24 protein-coding genes are annotated in these 24,573 nt (G+C 57.4%); 19 read left to right on the top strand and 5 right to left on the bottom strand.

Annotated features, from left to right (window positions below; translation table 11 throughout):
* Positions 1-58: 58 nt before the first annotated feature.
* The 3 genes from G3578_RS08125 to G3578_RS08135 all read left to right on the top strand — a co-directional run bounded on the left by G3578_RS08125 (position 59) and on the right by G3578_RS08135 (position 2,361).
* Positions 59-1,525: an FTR1 family protein gene (locus G3578_RS08125; RefSeq protein ID WP_165211204.1), complete on the top strand. Its 1,467-nt coding sequence runs from the start codon at positions 59-61 to the stop codon at positions 1,523-1,525.
* A 19-nt stretch (positions 1,526-1,544) separates the two neighbouring features.
* Positions 1,545-1,976 carry a hypothetical protein gene (locus G3578_RS08130; RefSeq protein ID WP_165211207.1) on the top strand — a complete coding sequence of 144 codons (432 nt, stop codon included), beginning with the start codon at positions 1,545-1,547 and terminating at the stop codon, positions 1,974-1,976.
* Between the two features lie 205 nt (positions 1,977-2,181).
* A complete protein-coding gene (locus G3578_RS08135; RefSeq protein ID WP_165211210.1) occupies positions 2,182-2,361 on the top strand; it encodes a hypothetical protein in 180 nt (59 codons plus the stop codon).
* A 326-nt stretch (positions 2,362-2,687) separates the two neighbouring features.
* On the opposite strand, the gene G3578_RS08140 is transcribed toward G3578_RS08135, so the two are convergent.
* A complete protein-coding gene (locus G3578_RS08140) occupies positions 2,688-3,266 on the bottom strand; it encodes a GNAT family N-acetyltransferase (RefSeq protein WP_165211213.1) in 579 nt (192 codons plus the stop codon).
* Between the two features lie 85 nt (positions 3,267-3,351).
* Here G3578_RS08140 and pdxR point away from each other — a divergent pair, with 85 nt between their 5' ends.
* Together pdxR and G3578_RS08150 are read left to right on the top strand one after the other, a co-directional pair.
* Positions 3,352-4,797, top strand: a complete 1,446-nt coding sequence (pdxR, locus tag G3578_RS08145) for a MocR-like pyridoxine biosynthesis transcription factor PdxR (RefSeq protein ID WP_165211216.1) — start codon at positions 3,352-3,354, stop codon at positions 4,795-4,797.
* 24 nt (positions 4,798-4,821) lie between these two features.
* Entirely contained in the window at positions 4,822-5,151 is a 330-nt protein-coding gene (locus tag G3578_RS08150; RefSeq protein ID WP_165211219.1) for a hypothetical protein, read from the top strand.
* Here G3578_RS08150 and G3578_RS08155 read toward each other — a convergent pair.
* Positions 5,115-6,197, bottom strand: a complete 1,083-nt coding sequence (locus G3578_RS08155) for a YjgB family protein (RefSeq protein ID WP_165211222.1) — start codon at positions 6,195-6,197, stop codon at positions 5,115-5,117. The two genes, G3578_RS08150 and G3578_RS08155, sit on opposite strands and share 37 nt — an antisense overlap.
* Positions 6,198-6,384: 187 nt before the next feature.
* Here G3578_RS08155 and G3578_RS08160 point away from each other — a divergent pair, with 187 nt between their 5' ends.
* Together G3578_RS08160 and G3578_RS08165 are read left to right on the top strand one after the other, a co-directional pair.
* Complete coding sequence (locus G3578_RS08160) at positions 6,385-7,005, top strand: GntR family transcriptional regulator (RefSeq protein ID WP_165211225.1); 621 nt, start codon at positions 6,385-6,387, stop codon at positions 7,003-7,005.
* 159 nt (positions 7,006-7,164) lie between these two features.
* Positions 7,165-7,935: a 4-hydroxy-tetrahydrodipicolinate reductase gene (locus G3578_RS08165; protein WP_165211228.1), complete on the top strand. Its 771-nt coding sequence runs from the start codon at positions 7,165-7,167 to the stop codon at positions 7,933-7,935.
* Between the two features lie 55 nt (positions 7,936-7,990).
* Here the strand turns inward: G3578_RS08165 and G3578_RS08170 are convergent, their stop codons facing one another.
* The gene (locus G3578_RS08170) at positions 7,991-9,544 is read right to left on the bottom strand and encodes a vWA domain-containing protein (protein WP_165211231.1); all 1,554 of its coding nucleotides are present in this window, start codon (positions 9,542-9,544) and stop codon (positions 7,991-7,993) included.
* A 102-nt stretch (positions 9,545-9,646) separates the two neighbouring features.
* Entirely contained in the window at positions 9,647-10,168 is a 522-nt protein-coding gene (locus G3578_RS08175) for an ankyrin repeat domain-containing protein (protein ID WP_165211234.1), read from the bottom strand.
* A gap of 262 nt (positions 10,169-10,430) precedes the next feature.
* Between G3578_RS08175 and G3578_RS08180 the strand changes: the two genes are divergently transcribed.
* The 5 genes from G3578_RS08180 (at position 10,431) to G3578_RS08200 (ending at position 16,804) form a co-directional block, all read left to right on the top strand.
* Complete coding sequence (locus G3578_RS08180) at positions 10,431-11,951, top strand: aldehyde dehydrogenase family protein (RefSeq protein ID WP_165211237.1); 1,521 nt, start codon at positions 10,431-10,433, stop codon at positions 11,949-11,951.
* A 228-nt stretch (positions 11,952-12,179) separates the two neighbouring features.
* A complete protein-coding gene (locus tag G3578_RS08185) occupies positions 12,180-12,953 on the top strand; it encodes a Cof-type HAD-IIB family hydrolase (RefSeq protein WP_165211240.1) in 774 nt (257 codons plus the stop codon).
* A 36-nt stretch (positions 12,954-12,989) separates the two neighbouring features.
* The gene (locus G3578_RS08190) at positions 12,990-14,234 is read left to right on the top strand and encodes a stalk domain-containing protein (RefSeq protein WP_241254524.1); all 1,245 of its coding nucleotides are present in this window, start codon (positions 12,990-12,992) and stop codon (positions 14,232-14,234) included.
* Positions 14,235-14,271: 37 nt separating this feature from the next.
* Complete coding sequence (locus tag G3578_RS08195) at positions 14,272-15,753, top strand: MDR family MFS transporter (RefSeq protein ID WP_165211246.1); 1,482 nt, start codon at positions 14,272-14,274, stop codon at positions 15,751-15,753.
* Positions 15,754-15,826: 73 nt separating this feature from the next.
* Positions 15,827-16,804, top strand: a complete 978-nt coding sequence (locus tag G3578_RS08200) for a multidrug resistance efflux transporter family protein (RefSeq protein WP_165211249.1) — start codon at positions 15,827-15,829, stop codon at positions 16,802-16,804.
* Here the strand turns inward: G3578_RS08200 and G3578_RS08205 are convergent.
* Positions 16,787-17,641 carry an SDR family oxidoreductase gene (locus tag G3578_RS08205; protein ID WP_165211653.1) on the bottom strand — a complete coding sequence of 285 codons (855 nt, stop codon included), beginning with the start codon at positions 17,639-17,641 and terminating at the stop codon, positions 16,787-16,789. The genes G3578_RS08200 and G3578_RS08205 overlap by 18 nt on opposite strands.
* 330 nt (positions 17,642-17,971) lie before the next feature.
* Here G3578_RS08205 and coxB point away from each other — a divergent pair, with 330 nt between their 5' ends.
* From coxB to cyoE, 7 genes are all read left to right on the top strand, one after another.
* Positions 17,972-18,994, top strand: coding sequence for a cytochrome c oxidase subunit II (coxB, locus tag G3578_RS08210; RefSeq protein ID WP_165211252.1), 1,023 nt, complete (start codon positions 17,972-17,974; stop codon positions 18,992-18,994).
* Between the two features lie 43 nt (positions 18,995-19,037).
* Positions 19,038-20,897: a cytochrome c oxidase subunit I gene (gene ctaD / locus G3578_RS08215; protein ID WP_165211255.1), complete on the top strand. Its 1,860-nt coding sequence runs from the start codon at positions 19,038-19,040 to the stop codon at positions 20,895-20,897.
* Positions 20,897-21,529, top strand: a complete 633-nt coding sequence (locus tag G3578_RS08220; protein WP_165211258.1) for a cytochrome (ubi)quinol oxidase subunit III — start codon at positions 20,897-20,899, stop codon at positions 21,527-21,529. The genes ctaD and G3578_RS08220 overlap by 1 nt, the downstream gene beginning before the upstream one ends.
* Before the next feature lie 4 nt (positions 21,530-21,533).
* Complete coding sequence (locus G3578_RS08225; protein WP_165211261.1) at positions 21,534-21,851, top strand: cytochrome C oxidase subunit IV family protein; 318 nt, start codon at positions 21,534-21,536, stop codon at positions 21,849-21,851.
* Between the two features lie 96 nt (positions 21,852-21,947).
* Positions 21,948-22,820, top strand: coding sequence for a cytochrome c oxidase assembly protein (locus tag G3578_RS08230; protein ID WP_206529571.1), 873 nt, complete (start codon positions 21,948-21,950; stop codon positions 22,818-22,820).
* A 30-nt stretch (positions 22,821-22,850) separates the two neighbouring features.
* Positions 22,851-23,312: a DUF420 domain-containing protein gene (locus G3578_RS08235; protein ID WP_165211264.1), complete on the top strand. Its 462-nt coding sequence runs from the start codon at positions 22,851-22,853 to the stop codon at positions 23,310-23,312.
* A gap of 330 nt (positions 23,313-23,642) precedes the next feature.
* Positions 23,643-24,569 (top strand): heme o synthase, encoded by a 927-nt coding sequence (cyoE, locus tag G3578_RS08240; RefSeq protein ID WP_206529572.1) that lies wholly within the window; start codon positions 23,643-23,645, stop codon positions 24,567-24,569.
* Positions 24,570-24,573 lie beyond the last annotated feature (4 nt).

Here is a 24,573-nt window from a genome sequence, read left to right on the forward strand (position 1 = left end):
ACCAATGAAAATGATTATCAATACTAGCGATTGGACGAGAAGGGGACTCAACACAGCGATGAACAGAAAGATGCTCGTTATCCTGCAAGCGTTGCTTCTGATGGCTGCCATGCTGCTGCCGTTGGCGACCCATGCCGCTACCAAGGCGGAAAGCGATTTGGCCGAAGCGCAAGCCGCCGTTACGCAGGCGTTGGATCTGGCGAAAGCGGGCAAGCTGGACGAGGCGAAGAAAGCCTATGACACCTTCAACGACACCTGGCGCAAGATTGAAGACGGCGTCAAGGAAGAGTCGGGAACGGCCTACAAAGAGATTGAATCTCACATGGGCAAAGTGGTGTACGCCTTCATGCAGGGCAAACCGCAAGGCGTGGCGGAAGCCCTGGAAGGCCTGCATGCCGTCAATGAAACATTTATTCACGGCGGCTATCAGGATGGCGGACAATTTCAGCAGCAAAATCTGTCCCTGGCCGATTTTGTGCAAATCCTGCGCGACACCAAGGAAAATGTGGACAACCACGAGCAGGAAGCTGCCTTGCAAGGCATGAATCAGGTGGCCGATTCCTGGTTGAGCGTCGAGGGAATCGTCGTTTCCCAATCGGCTGCTGTTTACAGCGATTCGGAAAAGGATATCGTTACGGCAAGCGCCATGCTGGAAGCGTCTCCGCCCGATTATGCGGGGGCATCCCGGGTGCTGGACGGCATGATCCGCTATCTGACGCCGCTCGCGGAAAAATCGTCCTACAGCCTGTGGGATGCGGCGATGATTATCCTGCGGGAAGGCCTGGAGGCGTTGCTTGTCGTCACCGCCCTGCTCGCGTTTGTGGGTAAATCCAACCAGCCCAAAGGGAAAGGCTGGATCTGGGGCGGCGTCTCCGTCGGCATGCTGGTCAGCATCGCCATCGCCGTCGTCATCAAGATGGCGTTCTCTTCCGGGGCGTTTGGCAGCAACAACGCGCTGATCGCCGGTTGGACGGGCGTCATTGCGGCCGCCATGCTCCTGTATGTGAGCTACTGGCTGCACAGTCAATCAAGCCTTGCCGGGTGGAACCGCTACATTCGCGAAAAAAGCGAATCGGCCCTTACGACCGGCCGCCTCATCTCCCTGGGGACGATCTCGTTTCTCGCTGTGTTTCGGGAAGGAACGGAAACCGTGCTGTTCTTCATCGGCATGGTGAACCAGATCAGCATCCAGAACATGCTGATCGGCATTCTTCTCGGGTTTGGCCTGCTGGCGGTGCTGGCCTATCTGATCATTTTTATCGGTGTGAAGCTGCCGATCAAACCGTTCTTCCTGATCTCCAGCGTCTTTGTTTTCTACCTGTGCCTGAAATTCACGGGGATGGGCATCCACAGCCTGCAGCTTGCCGGCGTGCTGCCGTCATCGCTGGTTCCCTATCTGCCCAGCATCGATCTGCTCGCCTTCTATCCGTCCCTGGAGAGCAGCATCCCGCAGATCGGCTTGCTGTTGATCGCCGTGGTGGTCGTCATTCGGAAAAAATGGGTAAGCAAGCAAATTCAAGCATAACATCTTGGGAGGACATATCATGATGAAACGGACATACGGATTCCTTGCTCTCGCTCTGGTTACTGCTTTGGGATTGGCAGGTTGCAGCTCCGCATCCACGCATGAAGGGCATGAAACTTCTTCGAATCAGGAAGCGCCGAAGCAGGAAGCAGCAGCCGACATCAAATCGGGCGTGGCGAAAATGCTCGAGGAAACGGCCGAGCTGAAGAAGCAGCTGGAGGCGGGCGACCAGGCGAAGGTGAAGGAAGCGGGCCAAGAAGTGCATGAAGCGTGGGAGTCGTTCGAGGATAACGTCAAGGCGAAATATCCGGACCTCTACAACAAGGTGGAAGAAGCGCTGGATCCGCTGGTAGCGGGCACGGAGGCGCAACAGCTTGACAAGGAGGCCGTCGGCAAGCTGAACGACCAGCTGACCGCCGCTTTGAACGAACTGGCCGCGAAGGAACAATAACAGAAGCACGCATGGCAAAAGCAGCGGATGAACAGCCGCTGCTTTTTTCGCTGATATGCAGGCAGGACACAAAGGGGCCGCCAAGCAGGGAGGGTTGCCTTGGACGGTACAAAGGAAGATTCCGCCAAAAACCTCTGTACACCGCGGAGTGATCGATGTTAAGCTTTTTCCAGGAATACCCATCTCCGTGAAGGGAGGGGGACAGGTGATTTACTGGATCATCGTTGGTTCCTTTGTTCTTCTAATTTTGCTTGCGGCTTATGCTATGGAGAGAAAACGCGCCCGGAAACGGTATCCCGAAGAATATTCCCGGGAAGCCGCCAATAACGCAATGCATGCCGCCGAAAAAGAGGCGGCATCCCGAACCTGGATGGATCTTCCGTAATCAGTCGGGTGATTCCACGAACTCCTCATCATGGAGGAGTTTTTTGTGTGCCGTCATCGTTTGGCGGTAGAGGTCCCGGTAGCGAAGATGGGTGATTGCGCCGGCTTCATTTTCGTAAAAGGTGATCGTTTCATCAACAGCTTCCGTGACATGGGATGGTCACTTCCGGGAGCATGTCCTGAACAAGGAAAAGACGCCTGCTGTCAAGGCGTCTGGTTCTAGGTATATCGGAATGAGTGACAAAAAAGTCTGGGGCCCCCGCCGACACCAGCAAGGGACCCCACTCGGCACAGCGATAGCGATCGCCGAGTGGGTGGAACGTTCGCTTAAGTCGGCGGGGTATTCTTGTATTTCGCGCGATATTCGTCCTCCAGCATGCTCATGATGATGGAGTCGTGGTATTGGTGGTCGTAATACAAGGCGTCGCGCTGCACGCCTTCCCGCTGGAACCCGAGCTGTTCATAGACGTGGATGGCCCGTTCGTTGTAGGAGAAGACGTTGAGCTCAATCCGGTGCAGATTGCAGATGCCGAAACCATAATCAAGCATCAGGCGGAGCGCTTCGCTGCCGTATCCCTTGCCCTGGTTCTCCTCGCCGTTGATCGCGATGCGGATGTTGGCGCTGCGGTTGTTCCGGTGGATATCCTGCAGCGCCACGTCCCCGATCACTTCATCGGTATCCTTGCGCGCGATCAGGAGCAGCACGGTGGAGGTATCCTGGCTCTTGCCCTCAATGTAGCGGTGGATCTGTTCGCGGGTAAAATTGGCCTGCGTGCCGGTCAGTCTTCGGACGTCCGGGTCAAACAGCATGCGGAAGTAGAGGTCGGTATCATCCAGACCGAGGGGGCGCAGATAAACTTTTTCCCCGATCAGGAAGCGTACGGGTTTGCCGGTTTGTGCGTTCATGGAATCTCTTTCCTCCTTTTTTCTCTACTATATCGGGATGGTGTATACTCGAAAATGGGCAGTTTCGATAGAATGAAAGGGACAGATGAGGAGGGGGACAAAGAGGGTGCTGCTGCCGAAGCTGGATCCGCGGGGGGAATCTCCGCTCTATGTCCAAATATATGCTCATATCAAACATGACATCATATCAGGAAAGCTTCCGGAACGGTCGCGTCTGCCCTCCATTCGCAAGCTGGCCGATTTCCTCGGCATCAGCACGACTCCGGTGGAACTGGCCTACAATCAGTTGGTGGCGGAGGGCTTCATCGAAAGCAGGCCCAGAAGCGGTTTTGTTGTCCAAGACTTACCCGATCCATACGGCCGGGTCGGGAGCGTCAGCCCACTGGCGCTGGAAAGCGGGGGTATTCGGGAAGAGAGGGCCTATCGCTATGATTTTCATTTGTCCAAAAACGATTTCCGTCCGTTTCCTTTCTCGCTCTGGCGCCGGCTGATCAACCAGACGCTGCGCGAAGATAAGCAGCAGCTTCTTTTTTACGGCGACCCCCAGGGAGAAGCGGGGCTCCGGAAAGAGATCGCCCACTATCTGTACCAGTTTCGCGGGGTGAGGTGTTCGCCGGACCAGATCGTGATCGGTTCGGAGCAATACCATCTGCTCTCAATGCTCAGCCTTCTCCTGCGGGAACACGTCGCCAGCATCGGGGTGGAGAATCCCGGTTACCCCCTGCTGCCGGCCGCGTTTCGGCAGCAGGGCTTTCAGGTGGTGCCGATCCCGCTTGCGGACGATGGCCTCGACATCGGCGCGCTCTGCGATGCACCGGTCAGGCTCGTTGCCGTCTCGCCGTCCCATCAATTTCCCCGCGGCATGATCATGCCGATCGCCAAAAGGCTGCGGCTGCTGGAATGGGCCAATGATGTCGACGGTTTTATCATCGAAGACGATTATGACGGAGAGTTTCGTTACCACGGCAGACCGGCGCCCGCCCTGCAGGGCCTGCTGCCAACCGACCGGGTGATCTATCTGGGGGGCTTTTCGCAGGCAGTGGCGCCCGCTCTCGGCATCCACTATCTGGTGCTGCCGAAGAGGTTGCTGGAAGGGTATTACCGGCTGTATGACCAAACGCTGTTCGAACAGTCTTCGTCCCGGCTGCTTCAGCATGCATTCATGCTGTTTATGCAAGCAGGCTACCTCGGCAAGCACGTCCGCAAGATGCGCAACCTGTACCGCAAGAAGCATGATCGGCTGGTTCAGGCGGTCCAGCGTCACTTTCAGGAAAAAGCGGAAGTAATCGGCAAAGATGCCGGATTTCATGTGCTCCTGCGTGTCCACAGTCCCCGTACGGAAAAAGAGCTTCTCCAACTGGCGAAAGACGCCGGGATCAGAATCGCCTCGGCCGCCTTCACGTGGCACCAACCGCCGGCAGAGGAGCGCAAGGAGTTCTTTCTCGGCTTTGGCGGGATCGAGATGGAAAACATCGAAGAAGGGATCGTTCGGCTGAAGGAAGCGTGGTTTGGCGCAGAGGGGACCGGATAGGCGAAGGCTGGAGCATGAAGACCAATGTCCGGGTTCAAATTCAACCGGACCGCACGGGCGTTTTTCCAAGCCTATTACGGGGTGAAACGCTTTTCGTTGACGAAAGAGATGGCGGCCGCCCTGCGGGAAGCGGAGAAGCGGCGGGATTACGAGATGACCGTGGCGGATCTGATCGAAGTGTATGAAAGGAGTCGGCGACCGTCAGGCAATGAGAGCCTGCCCGCGCCGCCGAGATTGGGGCAATCACCGGGCAAAAGATCGCGGATGAGTAAAAACGGGCCGCCGGCATCGACGCTGTGCCGGCAGCCCGGCTGCCGTCATCCCGCCATGAAGTTGACGGTCCCTCTTGGATAGAAGACGTTGATATGATCGACGTGCGGATCGGGTACCTCCCGGGTTGGAGCGGGGAACACCACTTTCAACTGGTACTTGTCCGTTGCGTTGTACACCAAGATGACCTGATCCTGCAGGGTGTGAATGGCCGCCGGTTTGCCGAGGGTTTTTTCGATTTGGGACTTGGTCAGCTCCTGCAGGCGCAGATCATAGGAACGAATCTCAACGAGCTGCTCGCCCTTGTTGAAGCCAAACACGAATCCCCGGCCGTTGTAAGCGGCATAGCCGATTCCGTTCACAAAATCGATGGCGTCCGGTTTTCCCCAGTCTTTCTCGACCGTCTCCAACCCGGTATGCTCGACGGTAAAGTCCGTGCCGAAGCCTCTGCCTTCCTTCGCCATATCCCGTACGATGGTGATCAGCTCCTCGCTGCTGCCGTACGCCATCAGATTGCGCAGCCCCTGCGGGTAGAGAACGCCGATGTGATCAAGCGGCGGATCAGGATTGGCGGCGGCAGGTTCGGGGGCGCCGACCCGCAGTTGAACCTTCTCGTTTACGGGATACGTGAACACGATCAGATTGGCATAATGGCTGACCTGCGCAGGTTCCCCCCACGCCTGCTTCACCTGGGACAGGCTCAGCTTTTGCACGCGGGGGTCATGCCAGCGGATCTCGACAATCTGCATGCCTTTGTTGTAACCAAACAGCAGCCTCTGATCCGGATAAGCCGCATAGGTGAGGCCGTTGGCATATCGGGTTTGTGCCGGTTGGCCCAGCTGTTTCTCCACCTCATCAAAGACCGATGTTCCGGCCGCAAAGGGAAACTGGGAAGATACCTTCCCCTGCCGGGCGCTCGTTTGAATGGAAAGGAGTAGTTGGGAAACGTCCGAAGAAGCGGGAGATGGCAGGGGGAGTTGTGCATCCGGCTGTGCATCCGGCGATGTTTGCGGCGGGGAGCCCACCTTTTCCTTGCTGCCGAGTATGGATCCGGCCCAGAACGCTCCCATGAGCAGGGCGGCTGACAGGCTGATTCCGATGATGATAAAACGTCGTGACCGCTTCCGCATGTGTGCGCCACCTCCTTGTTTCCGGTTGGTTGATTCATGTTCTTGTTAGATTGGACGTAGTTCTTGCGGTTTTATTACAGGAAAAAGAAAAATTCCGGTTGGAAATGGGTGGCTGCCGGAAACGGAAAAAGTTGATACAATAGAGAGCAACCATTACTTTCCGAGGGAAAGCACAAGGGGAACAAACATGGTAGACATTCCCAACTATCAATCGATTGCGCTCGATATCGCTCACCGGATCGCCAGCGGGGAATTTCCCGTGAACGCCAAGATCTCCGGGAGGACGCTGCTGGCCAGCCAGTATCGCGTGTCGCCGGAGACCATCCGCAAAGCGATCGGTCTGTTGAAAGAGGAAGGCATCGTGGAGGTCTCGCAAGGCAAAGAGATCCATGTGGTATCCAGCCAATTGGCTTATGACTATATCAACAGGTTCCGGTATCTGCAGTCCGTCTATTCGCTCAAGCAGGAGCTGGAGTTGATTCTGGCCGAGAAAAAAAAGCTGGACAAGCGGCTGGAAGACCTGATTGACAGCGTGGTCAACTACTCCGACCGCATGCGCCACCTCACCCCCTTTAACCCGGTGGAGGTGACCGTGGAGGAAGGCTCCTGGGTAATCGGAAAAACCATCGCCGATATCAGGTTGTGGCAGTTTACCGGAGCCACGATCATAGCGCTGCGCCGGGGAACGGGCGCGACCATTTCGCCCGGTCCGCATGTTCTGCTGCGAGAAAACGACCGGCTTGTCGTGGTCGGCGATGAGAATGTGCTCCAGCGTACAACCGAGTATTTCCGCCACAAGCCGGAGTAAGCGCCGGCATTGGCCCGTCGACACTCTTCTTCACGAAGGGTGTTTTTTGTTTTATCGGGTTAAACTAACAACCCGATATGAAATTGGGGTTGTTAGTTAGGGAAGTTGTTGATACAATTGTGAAAAAAAAGATGGTGTTCCGGGAAAGGAGGATGTTCCTTGAGAATCGGATTGATTGGGTTTGGAAAAACCGGAAAAGAAGTGGCCGCTGAAGTGTTGAAGGACCCTTCCTGCACGCTTGAATGGGTGTTGCGGAAGTCGGAAGGGGATCATGGAAGGTTTGCCAGCCAGGTGCTCGGCTTTGCCGGGGAGAGGGGGCAAATCTTTTCAGCGGCATCCCTTGATGTCGCCCGTTTTCTAATCTCCCATCCGGTTGACGTCATTCTCGACTTTTCCACGCCGGAATTCCTCGATCATTACGGGCATGCCTGCCGCCAGGGGATCAAGATCGTCTCGGCCATCTCCAACTACGACGAATGGCAGCTGTCCAAACTGAGAAAATGGGGACAGGTGTCCGCCCTGCTGCACTCGCCCAATATCACCTTGGGCATCAACATCCTGATGGAAGCTTCCAAGCTGCTGCAGCAGATCCTTCCCCAGGCGGACATTGAAATCGTGGAGGAACACTTCCGCGAGAAGAAGGAGGTGTCCGGAACGGCTGTCCGCATCGCCAGGAATTTGGGATTGGAAGAAGAACGGCATATCAATTCCATCCGGGTGGGCGGTGTGGTCGGCAGACATGAAGTGATTTTTGGGCTGCCCAACCAGACCATCCGCCTTGTCCACGAATCGATCAACCGCTCCGCCTTCGGACAGGGAGCGATCTATGCGGCCAAATGGCTGGTCAACAAATCAAAAGGCCTCTATACGATGGAACAGGTTCTCAGCTTCCGGAACCTGCAGCACGATTCCTACGCATCCCGCCTGTAAAAAAACCGCCCGATGGCGGTTTGGCACATGCATGCTTGTCATTCCCCGGTCATACTCACTGTTTCAGCGCGATGCTGTCCTTCACCAGCCGGACGAACTCCAGCTGCTCTGCACCCGATGCGGTCGCTTCGGCCAATGCCAGCACGCTCTGCAGGGAGCCCTCCCTGGCCCAGTAGCTTCCCCGCATGATCTCGCCATACTCCGCCACCGCTGCGAGGAACTGCAGGTCGCGCGGCATGCTCTTGCCGATCCGGATCGGTTGGGCAATCTCCTTTCCTTTTCCCGTGTCGACGTCCTGATAACGCAGGCGCACCGTGCCCCATTCATCGTCAACCCCATCCTTCAGCTTGACTTCATACAGGGCCGTTACAGTATGTCCGGAGCCGATCTCGCCTCCATCCACCTTGTCATTGCGGAAATCTTCATCGCGCACGTCACGGTTTTCATAACCAAGGAGGCGGTAACGCTCCACTTTTTGCGGATCGAAATCAACCTGGACCTTTACGTCTTTGGCGATGGTCTGCAGGGTGCCGGTCAGCGCTTCGGCAAAGACCCGCCGGGCTTCGGAAAAGCTGTCGATGTAGGCGTAGGTGCCGTCCCCTTTGTCGGCCAGCTGTTCCATCAGCACGTCGTTGTAATTGCCCATCCCGAAACCAAAGGTGTTCAGCATGATGCCGCGTCTGGCATACTGCCCGATTACCTGCAGGATGCCCTCGGCACCGGTCTCGCCGACATTGGCCACGCCATCCGAGCAAAGGATGACGCGGTTGTTGGCTTCTTCATCAAACGCATCCGCGGCCATCGCATAGCCGAGCCGCAGCCCTTCTTCGGCGTTGGTTGATCCTTCCGGCGCCAGGGAGTCGATGGCCTGCAGGATGTTTTCCTTGTGGCGGACGGAGGTGGGCTCGAGGAGCCTGCGCCCTTGGGAGCCGTATACGACAATGCCCACCTGATCGTCCTCGTTCAATTGGCCGACCAGCACGCGCAGGCTTTTTTTCACCAGCTCCAGCCGGTTTTCCCGCGCCATGGAACCCGACACATCGATCACGAAGACGAGGCGGGCGGGCTTTCGGTTCTCTGCGGCGATCTCCTTGCCCTTAATGCCGATGCGGAGCAGGTGATACCCCTTGCCAAACGGCGACTGCCCGCCGTCAATCTGGATGCGAAAGACATCGTTTTGGGGAGGAGGATAGGAGGCGGGGAAATAATTGATCAGCTCTTCCACGCGGACGGCTTCCTCGGGCGGCAGCGACCCGCGGGACACATAATTGCGGACGACGGTATACGAGCCGGTATCCACATCGACGGCAAAGGTGGAGAGATGGTCCTCGTCGGTGGAAACAAACGGATTGGTGCCGTAGTGCTTGAAATACATGGCATCATACTCGGCTCCGTTGGGTGCTCTTCGCAGTCCGGCCTTGGTATTGGGAGTGGGAGCGGCAGAGGCGGAATCGTGACGAACGGTATTCATCTGCGGGCTTTCAATCGGGACGGCCTGTTGGCTGCCGGCCTGAGGCGCGGTTGCGCGTTGCAGCGGCTGGCTGCTGCTGCACCCCGCTGCTGCCAGAACAGCCAGCATGAGCGCTGCCGGCCACACACGTTTTTGCATGATGACATCCCCCTTTTTTCTTTTTTTTGACGTGGGAAAAAAAGGGAACGTTTCGCCGGGCGAGCCGGTTGGCAAAATGGCGGGCAGCCGGAAGCGCACCTGTTATTCGCTTGCCCCATGCTGGCGCAGCAGTTGGGCAACGTTGTGATTGCCTTTCTCGATGGCGAGGGCCAAAGCCGTTTTGCCGCCCGCCGCTTGTGCGTTGACGGGCACCCCATGTTCAATCAGCAGGCGGATAATCTCGCAGTTGTCATCATGGAACGCGGCGGTGTGCAGACAGGTATGGCCGTTGCTGTCAAAGATATCGGTCCGTGCTCCATGCTGCAAAAGCAGCCGGATGACCTCAAGATTCCGCTCGCCTGCAATGGCTGCATGCAGGGCGGTATTGGAGGGGATGTAGGCGATGGTGGAATGGGAGACGGCGTTGACGTCGGCTCCATGCTCCAATAAAGCCCGGACGGCATCGGGATGGCCGAAATGGGCGGCAAATCCCAGAGGGGTGAGCCCATCCTCATTTTCCGTATTGGCGAGCGCCGGATCGGCACTCAGCATCTCCTGGAGCCGCTGAACATCTCCTGCTTGGGCGGCCTGGAACAGGTCATGGATTTCTTGCGCTGGACGCATGGTTTGCAACCTCCTTCTTCGCGGTTCCGTCAAAGTGACGCTCGGCAAAACCGCTTGCCTTCTGGTACCTATGGTAATGCAGTTGGCACCAATTGGAAATAAGGGCCAATGCATCGCTGGACAAGATGTAACATGGAAGAATGAAAAAATCTGTCCATTTGTAAAATGGTGGGAAGAGGCCGGTATGCTATGATAATAGATGACGGAAAATTGCGTTAATTCAGGAGGGTGGGATACCCGTGAACAGGAGGAGGAAGATGGGATGAAAGGGCGGGAGTTTCTCCGTGATCTTCACACGGTGCAGCGCATGTATATTGACGGGGAGTGGGCGGCCTCTTCCACCGGCGCGATCCGGGAAGTGATCAATCCGGCCACCGGGGAGCGCATCGGGCTGGTGGCGGAAGGGAGCGTGGAGGATACTATCCGGGCGATCCAGGCGGCCCGCCGCGCATTCGATCAGGATGGCTGGGCGGAGAGCAAGGCGCGCGAACGGGCCATGATGCTGCTGAAAATCGCGGACCTGCTGGAGCAGCGGACAGAGGAGTTCGCCTGGCTGGACACGCTGAACAACGGCAAACCGCTGCGCGAGTCACGTTATGACATGAGCGACGCGGTCAACCAGTTCCGTTACTATGCCGGACTGGCGACCAAACCGCACGGCCAAACCTACGACGTGCCCGATCAGATGCAGGCCATGGTGGTGCGGGAGCCGATCGGCGTCGTGGCGCAGATCATCCCCTGGAACTATCCGCTGGTCATGGCGACGCAAAAAATCGCCCCGGCGATTGCGGCCGGCTGTACCGTGGTGATCAAACCGGCCGAACAGACGCCGCTGTCGCTGATCCGGCTGTTCGAAATCATTGACCAGGTGGGCTTTCCGCCCGGCGTGATCAACCTGGTGCTGGGAGCGGGGGAGACGGTGGGGGCGGAGATGGCGCGCCACCCGCTGGTGGACAAAGTGGCGTTTACAGGCGGTACGGAAACCGGCATCCGCATCATGAAGGCGGCAGCGGATACGATCAAGAAGGTAAGCCTGGAGCTCGGCGGCAAATCCCCCAACATCGTGTTTGCCGACGCCGATTACGAGACGGCGGTGGATTACGCCCTGTTTGCCATTTTTGCCAACCAGGGAGAGGTTTGTTCCGCCGGATCCCGTCTGCTGCTGGAGGAAAGCCTCTATGACCGCTTCGTCCCGGAACTGGTGGAACGGGCGAAACAGATCGTCGTCGGCCCCGGCACGGACGAGGAGACGGAGATGGGGCCGCTGATCAGTGAAGAGCATATGAACCGGGTCTTGTGGTATATCGAGGAAGGCAGGCGGGAAGGGGCCACCCTCCTGTGCGGAGGCAGGCGCTTGACGGAAAACGGGCTGGGCAGGGGCTTCTTCGTGGAGCCGACCATCTTTACCGATACCCATCCCGGGATGAAAATCGTGCAGGAAGAGATTTTCGGCCCGGTGCTGGTGATCCAAACCTTCAAGACCGAAGAAGAGGCGGTTGCCCTGGCCAACGGGACCAAATACGGCCTGGCGGGCGGCATCTTTACCTCCGATGTGGCCAAGGCCCATCGCGTCATTCGGAAGCTGCGGGCGGGCATCACCTGGATCAACACATACCATCCGACCTTCAATGAAGCGCCGTGGGGCGGCTACAAACAGAGCGGCATCGGCCGCGAGCTGGGACCGTACGGGCTGGAGGAATACCTGGAAGTGAAGCAGATCAACGTGAACCTGAACGTGGTGCCGAGCGGCTGGTTCAAAAAGCGGAGCCCGGTCACCTCCTGATGCTGCATGGCACGGTTCGTCAATCAACATAACAGGCTGAACTTCCCGTGGAAAAGGGGAACCGGTGAGCCACCTTGCCTCCGTTGAGAGCAGGGTGGCTTTTCGCGTGGCAGGCCGAAGACCGCTGATGCGGTTGCAGCAAGATTTGCTATTTTCAGCCACTCCGGAATCGTCTAGGATAGAGGGAAGAGAGAGAAAGTGGATACAGATATTGGAAGGAGAGAAAACATGTCAGCGAAAATCGTCTTTTTTGACGTTGACGGCACCCTGCTCAATGACAACAAACAGCTGCCGGCGGATGCGAAGGAAGCGGTGCGCCTGCTGAAAGCGCAGGGCATCCGGACGGCCATCGCCACGGGACGGGCGCCCTACCACCTGAAGGATCTGGCGGCGGAACTGGGCATTGACACCTACGTCAGCTTCAACGGTTCCTACGTGGTATGCGAAGGCAAGGTGATCTACGAAGATACGCTTAAAACGGAGACGCTGGCCGAGATTGAAGCGATGGCCGATGCCCGCTCCCATCCGCTGGTGTTTTTGAACGCGGAGGAGTTCAGCTCCAATCGCGACAACCATCCTTATGTGCTGGACGCCTTCTCCCACTTAAAGCTTGCCATCCCTCCCTATGACCCCGACTTCTACCGGAAGAAGACGGTGCATCAGGGCTTTCTGTGCTGTCCGGAAGGCGAGGAGAAGGACTTTGTGGATACTTTTGCGGATGTCAGCTTTGTCCGCTGGCATCCGTATGCCATGGATATTCTCCCGCGCAACGGCTCCAAGGCCCGCGGCATCGAAGCGCTCCTGCACCATCTGGGCATTGCGGCTGCGGATGCGGTCGCGTTCGGCGACGGGCGCAACGACAAGGAGATGCTCGCCTTTGTCGGGATCGGCATCGCGATGGGGAACGCGCATGAAGAGTTGAAACCGTACGCCGATCTCATGACCAAGCATGTGGATGAAGGCGGGATCCGGCATGGTCTGGAAATGATCGGCTTGTTATAAGAAACGAGCATCCCGGACAAACAGGAGGGTATGGGCATGAAAAAACAGGTTTGGCGGGGGATAGCGGCGCTTTGCCTGAGCGCGTCGCTCATGTTGGGGAACACGAGCGCTGCCGCCGCAGCGGCTCCCGCCAAAACATCCATTTTGCTCGACGGATTCCCTCTGCCATTTCCGGTCGAGCCCGTGATCGTGCAGGGGAGCACGCTGGTGCCGTTTCGCGCGATCGCCGAAGCGATGGGCATCCAGGTCCAGTGGAACCCGCAGGATCAATCGATTACGGCGCGCAAGGAGAGCAAGGAAGTTCGCTTGTGGCTCAATAAACCGGTGGCGCTGGTCAACGGTCAGGCGGTTTCCCTGCCGGTCAGCCCGCGGGAAGTGAACGGGAGCACGCTGATTCCGCTCAGCTTCTTCAGCAATCAGTTTGGCGCGCAGGTAAGCTGGGACGGCGCGACGAAGACGGTGTCGATCGTAACGCCGCCGAAGCGGCTGTACAGCATGGCGTTTTATGCCATCTCGTCCTTTGCGGAAAGGGCGGCGATTCCCTCCTTTGATGCGGTGTCGTTCGGCTGGAGCCGCATTGACGGGGAGGGCAGGCTGACGCTGGCCGGCAAAGATTTTTACTGGCCGCAGCCGGCCGGAGAGGTTACTCCGGAGAAGATCGTGGCGGAGACCAGGGCCGGGGGGACGACGCCCTATCTGATGGTGTTCGCCAGCGACGGGACCGGGGAGCTGAGCAAGCTGCAGGCTGATCGGACGCTTCGGGACAAGGCGATCGCGCAGATCGTTCAGCTTGCGCAGGAAAAGGGATTTGCCGGGATCACGCTGGATTTCGAGGGGCTTGGCCTGGACGGGGATACCGCCCAGGCGAAGCTGCAGTATACGGAATTTGTCAGCCTCCTGTCCGAACAGGCGCGGCAGTTGGGGCTGAAGCTGGCGCTGGTGCTTCATCCGCTGAACGGCGCTTATCAGGGATATGACTACTTCACGCTGGGGGCGCTTGCGGACGAGCTGATCGTCATGGCGTACGCCTATGAAAACGAGAAGCAGCCGGAACCGCTCGCCAAGGTTAATGAAGCGATCCGGCTGGCGCTGGCGGAAGTGCCGAAAGAGAAGCTGCTCCTCGGCATCTCGATGGGCAGCGAAAACGAGCAATCTGTCGGGGCGAAGCTGGGACTTGTCAAGCGCTACGGGCTGAAAGGGATCGCCATCTGGCGGCTCGGCCTGATCGGCCAGCCCGCTTTTGCCGAAATGAAAAAAAGCATTGCGATGAAAGGAAACTGAGTGTGTCCCATACCGCACTCTTACAAGGAATGAGGGAATGATCTTGCAGCGTCTTACCAACACACGCATTGTCACCATCGCGGTGATGATCGCCACGTTTTTGGCGGCGATTGAAGGCACGATCGTCTCCACCGCCATGCCTACCATCGTTGGGGAACTGGGCGGGCTGACGATGATCAGTTGGGTCGTCTCCGTCTACATGCTGACGTCGGCTGTGACGTCGCCCATCTATGGCAAGCTGGCCGACCTGTTCGGCCGCAAGGTGGTGTTTGCCGTAGGCACGCTCCTGTTTCTCGCCGGCTCCATGCTGTCCGGTCTCGCCCAGACGATGGGGCAGCTGATCTGGTTCCGGGCAGTTCAGGGGATCGGGGCGGGGTCGATCACCCTTACCTACACGATTGTCGGAGATATCTATCCGTTCGAACAGCGGGGCAAAATCCAGGGCTATATGAGCGGGATCTGGGGCATTTCCGGCATCCTCGGGCCGCTGACGGGGGGATTTCTCGTCGATTACGTATCCTGGCGGTGGATTTTTTACATGAACCTGCCGTTCGGGATTCTCTCCGTCATCCTGATCTGGCTCTATCTGCATGAGAATCTGGAGAAAAAGCGGAAGCATGTCGACTATCCGGGGGCGCTTGCCTTCACCATCGGCATGAGCGCCCTGCTGTATGCGCTTCTCAGCGGCGGAACGACCCATCCGTGGGGGGCGCCGCTGATGGTGGTGCTGTACGCGGCGGCCCTTGTCGGCCTGGCGCTATTCCTCTATATCCAGTGGAAATCGCCGGAGCCGATGCTGCCGCTCATTCTCTTCAAAATCCGGGCGATCACGGTCTCCAATGCGGCCGGTTTTCTGCTCTCATCCGTGCTGGTGGCGATCTCCTTCTATCTGCCGGTGTGGATTCAGGGCGTGTACGGCCAGGGGGCTACCGCATCGGGCATGACGCTCTTGCCCATGTCGATCGGCTGGCCGCTGGCGGCCTCGTTGAGCGGCAGGCTGGTGGTCAAAATCGGCGCGCGCCAAACGTCCCTGATCGGGGCCGCCACGCTGGTGATTGCGGCGGGTTGGCTGGCGACGATCAGTGTGCATACCCCGCACTGGATGCTGTATGTCATGATGTTTCTGGTCGGCTTCGGGTTTGGCTTTACGTTCACCTCGTTTACGGTGACCACCATCTCGGCGGTGGATTGGCATCTGCGGGGGGCGGCGATGGCCTCCAGCACGTTTATTCGCGCGCTGGGGCAGACGCTGGGCATCGCCGTGTTTGGCACGCTGTTCAACCATGCGCTGACCGGGCGGCTGCCTGCCGATCTGGCGGCGCAAGGGTTTGACATCAACAAGGTGCTGCATCCGGATGGTGCGGCGAGCCTCCCGCCGGAGACGCTCCAGGCGGTCCGCGAAGCGCTGGCCTACGGGCTGGAACGGGTATTTCTGGTGCTCGCGCTGATTGCGCTGGCGGGTTTGCTGGTCACGCTTGCGTTTCCGAAGGCGGCGGACATGCGGCAGCAGTCGCAGTGAGGGGCGAGGAAGCAGGAAATCGCCGGATGGGGTACATATACGGGATCGATACCACGGGAAAAGAGGGGAAGCCGTGCGCGCCATTCTGCTGGGGATATTGTCCGCCTTCTTTTTTACCTTTACCTTCGTGCTGAACCGGGCGATGGATCTGTCGGGAGGCAGTTGGATCTGGAGCGCCTCGCTGCGATATCTGTTCATGGTTCCCTTTCTGCTGGCCATCGTGGCTGTGCGCGGAAACCTGCGGGAACTGTTTGTCATGATGAAGGGGAATCCGGGGGCCTGGCTGGGGTGGAGCTTCGTCGGGTTTGGACTGTTTTACGGGCCGCTCTGCTTCGCAGCCGCCTACGGCCCGGGGTGGCTGATCGCCGGTACGTGGCAGATCACCATCGTTGCCGGTTCGCTGCTGGTCCCTTTCTTCTATGAAGAGATCCGGACGGCCGAAGGGACGCGCCGGGCCAGACAGCGCATGCCGGTCAAGGGGCTGCTGATGTCGCTGATCATTCTGGTGGGAGTAGGGCTCATGCAGATGGAAGAAGCGGGGAGCCTGTCGCCGGGCGCAGCGCTCTACGGGATTGTGCCGGTGGTAGTCGCGGCGTTTGCCTATCCGCTGGGCAACAGGAAAATGATCGCGATCGCGCAGGGGCGCCTCGATGCGTATCAGCGGCTGCTCGGCATGACCCTGGCCAGCTTGCCCTGCTGGCTGCTGCTTGCCGCGTACGGGCTGGTGACGGAGGGGCTTCCAAGCGCGGGGCAAGCGGCGCAGTCGCTGGTTGTGGCGCTAAGCTCCGGAGTGATCGCGACGGCGCTCTTTTTCAAGGCGACGGATATGACGGAGGGACATGCGCAGAAGCTTGCGGCCGTGGAAGCCACGCAGTCGGCTGAAGTGGTGTTTGCCGTGCTGCTGGAAGCGGTGTGGCTGTCGGCGCCGCTGCCATCCATACAATCGCTCGTCGGCATCCTCCTCGTCATGGCCGGGATGATCCTGCACAGCTATTTCTCACACAGCCGTGCGGGAAAGAAACCGATCAACCCTTCAGCCTCCGTCCCGTAATCTCAGCCGCCGCAGGATCATCTTCTCCAGCCAACGCCAGGGCAGCAGGTTTTTGGCAAGGATCGCGACCGCGACACTTCTGCCTACCGGATAGCGCAGGCGCGGGGAAGGGTCCTTGGCTACCTGGACGATCAGCTTGACGACCTCGTCAGGAGGGGGAGCGGTTTCCGCAATCCGGCTGACGATCCTGTTCAGCGCCGTCATCGGTGCGGCATAAGGCGATCGGGGATTGACGGGCGCTTGCGGCCTGCTTTTTTCCCAGATCTCCGTCTTGTATGAACCGGGTTCGATCAAGGCCACATAGACGTTGCAGGGCAGCATTTCCAGGCGCAGCGCTTCGCTGAACCCTTCCACCGCGTGTTTGGACGCCGCGTAGGGGGCCAGGCCGGGAAAAGCAAACCGACCGCTGATGCTGCTTACATTGATGATCGTGCCCCGCCGCCGCTGCCGCATGTGAGGCAGCACCGCCCGCGTGACGGCCACCAGCCCGAAGAAATTGGTCGCAAACTGCTTCTGCCAGTCAGCCTCGGGGATCTCCTCGACAAAACCGCCGACGGCAATGCCGGCATTGTTGACCAGCACGTCAATGCGGCCGTGCCGTTCGATGGCGAAGGCAACGGCGCTGGCGATACTGTGCGAATCGGTCACGTCCAGGGAGATGATGTCGATCCTTTCGGCTACGCCGGCCTGCCTGGCCGCCTCTTCAAGCGGCCCGCGCCTTTCCGGATCGCGCATGGACGCCACCACGCGAAACCCTTCCCGGGCCAGCGCCACGCAGGCTTGCAGGCCAAATCCCGACGATGATCCGGTGACAAATGCGACTGCGTGATGCACCAGACACTCCTCCGATCATTCAACAATTTGGTGAACAATTTGCCACAAAATTGTTAACAGAATTATAACAAATAGTGATTTATATCACCCCACTTTCTTTGTATACTAAAGTGTGTTGGTGATGTAGGCGGGCTTGGGGGAGCAGTGACATGTCGGTGTTGACGCTTTACTCAAGGGGATGGCGGCGTGTTTGCTATTTATTTTCTTTATTGGATATCATAATGGATAAAGAAAAAAAAGACTCGCTGCCTGTTGCGCAAAGGGAATAATAGATTTCATGTCGGCTCTGCCGCTGGGTCTATTACAACACGAAAGAAAGTGGGGTTAAATTGTATGAAGAGTCGATGGCAACGAAACTGGCGCCTGCTCTCCATGTTGATGGCATTGGCGCTGGTGCTGACGGGATGCGGGAAAGAGAACCTTTCCACCTTGATCCCGCAGGGTCCGGTTGCGGAGAAGCAGTTCTTCCTGATGGTGCTTACTTCTTCGATTATGACTGGCGTCTTCCTGATCGTTATCATTATTTTGACCTACGTCCTTATCCGTTACCGTCAACGTCCGGGGCAGACGGGTATTCCCAAGCAAGTGGAAGGCAGCCACAAGCTCGAAATCTTGTGGACAGTCATTCCATTCCTGCTTTTGATCGTCATGGCTGTACCGACAGTAGCCATCGCTTTCGATCTGGCGAAGGAGTATTCCAATAAAGACGCGCTGCAGGTAAAGGTGACAGCGCATCAGTTCTGGTGGGAATTTGAATATCCGGACCTCGGCATTGTGACCGCTCAGGATCTGTACATACCTGCGGGCAAGAAGGTCGAGTTCACCGTCACTTCCGCAGACGTCATCCATGCCTTCTGGATTCCGGCGTTGGGCGGCAAGATCGACACGAACCCGGGTCTCACCAATAAAATCTGGCTGCAGGCTGACAAGCCGGGCACGTATTTCGGTAAGTGCGCGGAGCTGTGCGGCGCCTCCCACGCTTTGATGGATTTCAAGGTGGAAGCGCTTGAACCTGCGGCATTCGACGCATGGGCGAAAAAGATGAAGGCGGCGGAAGCAGCGCCGGCTCCAACGGCTACTGCTGCGGCTGCGCAAGGCCAGGAGATTTTCCGGAAAAGCTGTATGGGCTGCCACGCGATCGGCAACGAGGGGGGCAAGCTGGCTCCGAACCTGACCAATTTTGCCGAGCGTCATAAAGTGGCAGGAATCCGTGACAACAAAAAAGAGTTCGTTGCGGAATGGCTGACGGATCCGCAACAGGTGAAACCGGGCAACACCATGCCGAACCTGCATCTGAGCCCGGATCAAGTCAACGCGCTCGTTGAATATCTGTCTACACTGAAAGTGAACCAATAGTCGGGCAACCACATTGCGAGACGTTCAATAAGGAGGTAAAACCGTGTCTGATCATACACACGCAGCACCGAAACGGTCAGGTTTGTGGGACTGGTTGACCACCGTTGACCACAAGAAGATCGGGATTCTGTATCTCTTGGCCGGTGGCATTTTCTTCCTGTTCGGCGGAGTTGAAGCCCTGCTCATCCGTCTGCAGCTCTTGTATCCGGAACAGCAGGTTGTCGGTGCCGACACCTTCAACCAGCTGATTACCATGCACGGTACAACGATGATCTTCCTGGCCGTCATGCCGGTGATCTTCGGATTCATGAACGCGATCGTGCCGCTTCAGATCGGCGCGCGCGATGTGGCGTTCCCGTTTGTGAACGCGCTTGGTTTCTGGCTGTTCTTCTTCGGGGGATTGCTGCTTAATACGAGCTGGCTTCTCGGCGGAGCGCCGAACATGGGGTGGACGGCATATGCCACCCTGGCCTCCAACCCGAAATTTACCGGGCTCGGGGCAGACTTCTATGTGCTGGGTCTGCAGATCGCCGGTCTGGGTACGCTGCTGGGGGGTATCAACTTCCTGGTAACGATCATCAACATGCGCGCGCCGGGCATGACCTTCATGCGCATGCCGCTCTTTACCTGGACATCTTTCGTTACTTCCGCGCTGATTCTGTTTGCATTCCCGGCATTGACGGTTGGTCTCGTCTTCCTGATGTTCGACCGTCTGTTTGGCGCCAACTTCTTTAACCCGGATGCGGGCGGGAACGTGTTGATCTGGGAGCACATCTTCTGGATCTTCGGTCACCCGGAAGTATACATCCTGATTCTGCCGGCGTTCGGTATCATCTCGGAGATCGTCAGCACCTTCTCGAAAAAACGGCTGTTTGGTTACAGCTCCATGGTGTTCGCCACTATCCTGATCGGCTTCCTTGGCTTCATGGTGTGGGTTCACCACATGTTTACGTCCGGTCTCGGCCCGATTGCCAACACGCTGTTCGGGATCGCGACCATGCTGATTGCCGTACCGACCGGGATCAAGATCTTCAACTGGCTGTTTACCATGTGGGGCGGTCATATTCGCTTCACGACGGCCAACCTGTTTGCCGTAGGGTTTATCCCGACCTTTACCATCGGCGGGATGACAGGGGTTATGCTAGCAAACCCGGCGGCCGACTATCAATATCATGACACCTACTTCGTCGTCGCTCACTTCCACTACGTGATCGTCGGCGGTCTGGTATTCGGTCTGATGGGCGGTCTTTACTACTGGTGGCCGAAGATTTTCGGCAAGTTCCTGAATGAAACCATCGGGAAGTGGAACTTCTGGACGTTTTTCATCGGCTTCCACCTGACCTTCTTCCCGCAGCACTTCCTGGGCCTGATGGGGATGCCGCGCCGCGTCTTCACCTATCTGAAAGGTCAGGATCTGGAACTGGGCAACTTCATCAGTTCGATCGGTGTGCTTGGCATGGCGATCGGTACGATTCTGCTCTTTATCAACATCTTCGTGGCAGCGAAAAGTGCGAAACGCGCTCCGGCAGACCCGTGGGATGGCCGCACGCTGGAATGGGCGATTCCTTCCCCGGCTCCGGAATACAACTTCGCCCAAACGCCGCTGGTTCGCGGCCTGGATGCGCTGTGGACGGAAAAAATGGCTGGAAACAAGGGCATGACGCCTGCCGAGCCGCTTGGCTCCATCCATATGCCGTCGCCGTCGTTTATCCCGTTCGTCATGTCTGTCGGGCTGTTTATCGCCGGATACGGCTTCATGTATGCAAGCACCTGGGGAACCTACATCGTGGGCATCATCGGTCTCGTGATCACGCTCTTCTGCATGCTGTTGCGTTCCCTGTACGATGACCATGGCTATCATATCGAACCCGACGAGATCGAAGAAAAGGGGGTTAAGGCGTAATGGCAGCTGATCACGCTTTGCACACGGCGCTTCCGGATGAACCGGAAAAAGCCACCCTCGAAGGGAAGAACAAGGTGCTTGGCTTCTGGCTCTTCCTCGGGGGAGAAACCGTTCTCTTCGGTACGCTGTTCGCTACCTTCATCGCCCTGCGCGATCAGGTAAACGGCGGTCCAACTGCAAAAGAATTGTTTGAAATGCCGATTGTGGCCTGGGCAACCTTCCTCTTGTTGACCAGCAGCCTGACCAGCGTGTTCGCGACCCTTGCCCTGCACAAGCACAATCTGAAGCAGGTGCAGGCATGGCTGGTCGTGACCGTTCTCCTCGGCCTCGGCTTCCTGGGCCTGGAGATTTATGAGTTCGTTCACTATGTGCATGAAGGACACAAGATTTCCAGCAGCGCTTTCGGTTCCGCCTTCTATACGCTCGTCGGCTTCCACGGCGGCCACGTGGCGTTCGGGGTGCTCTGGATCACGACCCTGATCATCCAGTCCTTCAAAAAAGGCCTGACCGTTGTGACCGCACCGAAATTTTATGTAGCGGGCCTTTACTGGCACTTTATCGACGTGGTATGGGTATTCATCTTCACGGTCGTCTACCTGATGGGGATGATTGGCGGAAAGGCGGTGGCCTAAACCAATGGCAGCACATGCAAATCAGGATATGACACAACGGAAACCAAAGATCAAGAAAGAAGGCGCCAAGCGTCATCTGGTCGCTTTTGCGGCATCCATTATCCTGACGATCCTTGCCTTTGTCGCCGTCGCCTACGATGTGGTGCCGGCCGGATTCACGGTGCCGTTCATCATCTTCCTGGCCATCGTGCAGGCATTCTTCCAGCTTTATGTCTGGATGCATCTGGATCAAAAAGGACATGAGTTTCCGCGCGTCGGGATTTACGCAGGTATTTTTGTCATCGCGTTTATGATCTTTACCTTTGTTTACTGGGTATGGTAGGTTTTGTCGGGGGCGATAAGGATTGCCCCCCTTTCTTTTGGGACAGGTCAGCACAATCCCGTTCAGCTCTTTCATGACAAAGAGGAGGTTTGACGAATGCCCCAGCATCAACATGGCGGGCACACGGTCGATCCCGGGTTTTTCGGCATGTGGAGTCCTGATATCTTTCTGCTCACCGTCCTGGCTGCTGTCCTTTATCTGGTGATCGTGGGACCGTGGCGCAGCAGTTTTGAAGGAGCGGCACCGGTCAGTTCCGGAAAGAAAACGGTTTTTCTGCTGGGCCTTGCCTTCTTTTACATCGCGCAGGGTAGCCCGCTGAATTATTACGGGCATCAGTATCTGTTCAGCGCCCATATGGTGCAGCAGTCGTTTCTGTATCTGGTGGTGCCGCCGCTATTGCTGATCGGGACGCCCGAGTGGCTGCTGCAGGCGGTTTTCCGGGCGCGTGTGGCACGGAAAATCCTTGCCGTTTTCACCCATCCGATCGTGGGTGCGCTGGCGTTCAACCTGCTGTTTTCGTTTTACCATCTGCCGTTCATCTTTGATGAAATGGCGGTGAACCATACGGCGATGACCGCGTATCACGTGGGACTGCTGCTGGCGGCTTTCATGATGTGGTGGCCGATCGTCAGCCCGCTGTCGGATCAGACGCAGCTGTCCGAGCTGCGCAAGATCGCCTATATCTTTGCCAACAGCGTCCTGATCACCCCGGCATGCGCCTTGATCATCTTTTCGGGCAGCCTGCTGTACACCACCTACAGCCATGTGCCGGAGCTGATTCCCGGCCATACCGCCCTTGATGACCAGAAGCTGGGCGGCATCCTGATGAAACTGATCCAGGAAGGGGTCTACGGTTCCGTCCTGGCGTACACATTCTTTACCTGGTATCGAAAAGAACGGGAGAAGGACAAGATGGAATTTGCCGAGATTTTCGCGGCGAAGACCGGTGACAGCAAGAGCCGGGCATAACGAATCTCCCTGACATCATGGAGGAAGCATATGGCGACGTTCATACTGCCTACCATCAGCACCTCGTTTATCGCCCTGAGCGCCATCTTTGTGGCGGTGGGGTGGGTCTCCATTCGCAAGGGGAACCGGGAAGCCCATCAAAAATGGATGACCGTCGGATCGGTATTGGCAACCCTTTTCTTTCTGACCTACGTCTCCCGGACGGCTTTCGTCGGCAACACGATGTTTGGCGGACCCGACGATGTGAAAGTGTACTACCAGATCTTCCTGGTCTTTCATATCGTGCTTGCCACGGTGGCGGCCGTTATGGGCTTGATCACCCTGTATCGTGCCTACAAGAAGCAGTTTGACCGGCATAAACGGATCGGGCCGTGGACGGCCATCATCTGGTTTGTCACCGCGATCACAGGGGTCACGGTGTATGTCCTGCTGTATGTGCTGTATCCGGGGGGAACTCAGGACAGCGTAATCAAGGTGATCTTGGGTTGGTGAACAAACGGGAAAGACCGCTGCTGACCAATGGGCAGAGCGGTCTTTTTCCTTGATGGAGCTCCATCTGCCGCCAGCGGTTGGTGCGGCATCGGGGAGAAAATCGGCGTGTGCATATGTTGCAAGATTGTCAAGAATGACCGTTCGTGAACGGCGAAACATTTGCTACACTAAAGAAAGCAAGGGGGTTCATTCCCAGCCGTGTGAAGTTGACCCCACTGCTGGGATTGGCTACAATGGGTATCGGGATTACACCGATGCCTGGACGTTGACAGGCATAAGGCGAGCGTTGGCATTATCCCAGTTTGCTATGCCGGTTAGGAGGGTAACCAGTTGGATCAACAAGCAACCTACGAAGAGTCCATCGGTACGGAATCGTCCATGCAAATAGAGACGGTAACACCGGCAACCTGGCGGGATTATCTTCACCTGACAAAGCCGGGGATTACCATATCCAATTTGATGACGACGTTCACCGGGATGTGGCTGGCGGCGAAGGGCATGCCGGATCTGAAGCTGATGATTTTTACGCTGCTTGGCTCAGCTTTTTTTATTGCTTCCGGTGCGACGCTGAACAACTTTTATGACCGCGAGCTTGATCAGAAGATGAAGCGGACCAAAAACCGCGCCATTGCGTCGGGCAGAATTCACCCGCGCAATGCGCTGGCGATCGGGATCGCGCTGCTGGTGGCCGGTCTGATCGTGCTGGCGGTGTTTGCCAATCCGCTGGCGGCGGTCTGGGGCCTGGTCGGCCATATTTTCTACGTGTTGATTTACACGCCGCTGAAACGGGTCACCTCCCTGAATACCGTGATCGGCGGCATTTCCGGTGCGGCTCCCCCGGTTATCGGCTGGGTGGCCGTGACCAACAGCATGGATCTGGGGGCGTGGCTTCTCTTCCTGATTCTGTTCCTCTGGCAGCCGCCGCACTTCCTGGCGCTCGCCATGATGAAGGTGGAAGATTACCGGGCGGGCGGAATCCCGATGCTTCCGGTCGTGAAGGGTTTCTATGAAACCAAGCGGCAGATGTTCTTCTACGGCGCGGCACTGCTTCCGGCCTCCCTGCTCCTCTATCACCATTCCGAGGTAGGCCTCCTGTATCTGGCGACAGCATTTGTGCTGGGGTTGATCTATCTGGTTCTGTTAATGCAGGGGTTCAAGACGGAGGACGATCTCGCCTGGGCGAAGAAGCTGTTTGGATATTCGCTGATCTATCTGACCGTCCTCTGCGGTGCGGTGATCTTGAGCGTATTGCTGTAGGAAG

The organism is Brevibacillus sp. SYP-B805, from assembly GCF_011059135.1.
GTDB lineage: Bacteria > Bacillota > Bacilli > Brevibacillales > Brevibacillaceae > Brevibacillus_F.

Coding starts and splice junctions, on each gene's coding strand:
- G3578_RS08230 (WP_206529571.1), top strand. CDS start 21,948: ATGCCCCAGCATCAACATGGCGGGCACACGGTCGATCCCGGGTTTTTC.
- G3578_RS08235 (WP_165211264.1), top strand. CDS start 22,851: ATGGCGACGTTCATACTGCCTACCATCAGCACCTCGTTTATCGCCCTG.
- G3578_RS08130 (WP_165211207.1), top strand. CDS start 1,545: ATGATGAAACGGACATACGGATTCCTTGCTCTCGCTCTGGTTACTGCT.
- G3578_RS08150 (WP_165211219.1), top strand. CDS start 4,822: ATGTCCGGGTTCAAATTCAACCGGACCGCACGGGCGTTTTTCCAAGCC.
- G3578_RS08125 (WP_165211204.1), top strand. CDS start 59: ATGAACAGAAAGATGCTCGTTATCCTGCAAGCGTTGCTTCTGATGGCT.
- G3578_RS08195 (WP_165211246.1), top strand. CDS start 14,272: ATGATCTTGCAGCGTCTTACCAACACACGCATTGTCACCATCGCGGTG.
- coxB (WP_165211252.1), top strand. CDS start 17,972: ATGAAGAGTCGATGGCAACGAAACTGGCGCCTGCTCTCCATGTTGATG.
- G3578_RS08190 (WP_241254524.1), top strand. CDS start 12,990: ATGAAAAAACAGGTTTGGCGGGGGATAGCGGCGCTTTGCCTGAGCGCG.
- G3578_RS08155 (WP_165211222.1), bottom strand. CDS start 6,197: ATGCGGAAGCGGTCACGACGTTTTATCATCATCGGAATCAGCCTGTCA.
- G3578_RS08185 (WP_165211240.1), top strand. CDS start 12,180: ATGTCAGCGAAAATCGTCTTTTTTGACGTTGACGGCACCCTGCTCAAT.
- G3578_RS08220 (WP_165211258.1), top strand. CDS start 20,897: ATGGCAGCTGATCACGCTTTGCACACGGCGCTTCCGGATGAACCGGAA.
- G3578_RS08140 (WP_165211213.1), bottom strand. CDS start 3,266: ATGAACGCACAAACCGGCAAACCCGTACGCTTCCTGATCGGGGAAAAA.
- G3578_RS08175 (WP_165211234.1), bottom strand. CDS start 10,168: ATGCGTCCAGCGCAAGAAATCCATGACCTGTTCCAGGCCGCCCAAGCA.
- G3578_RS08180 (WP_165211237.1), top strand. CDS start 10,431: ATGAAAGGGCGGGAGTTTCTCCGTGATCTTCACACGGTGCAGCGCATG.
- G3578_RS08225 (WP_165211261.1), top strand. CDS start 21,534: ATGGCAGCACATGCAAATCAGGATATGACACAACGGAAACCAAAGATC.
- G3578_RS08160 (WP_165211225.1), top strand. CDS start 6,385: ATGGTAGACATTCCCAACTATCAATCGATTGCGCTCGATATCGCTCAC.
- pdxR (WP_165211216.1), top strand. CDS start 3,352: ATGAGGAGGGGGACAAAGAGGGTGCTGCTGCCGAAGCTGGATCCGCGG.
- G3578_RS08170 (WP_165211231.1), bottom strand. CDS start 9,544: ATGCAAAAACGTGTGTGGCCGGCAGCGCTCATGCTGGCTGTTCTGGCA.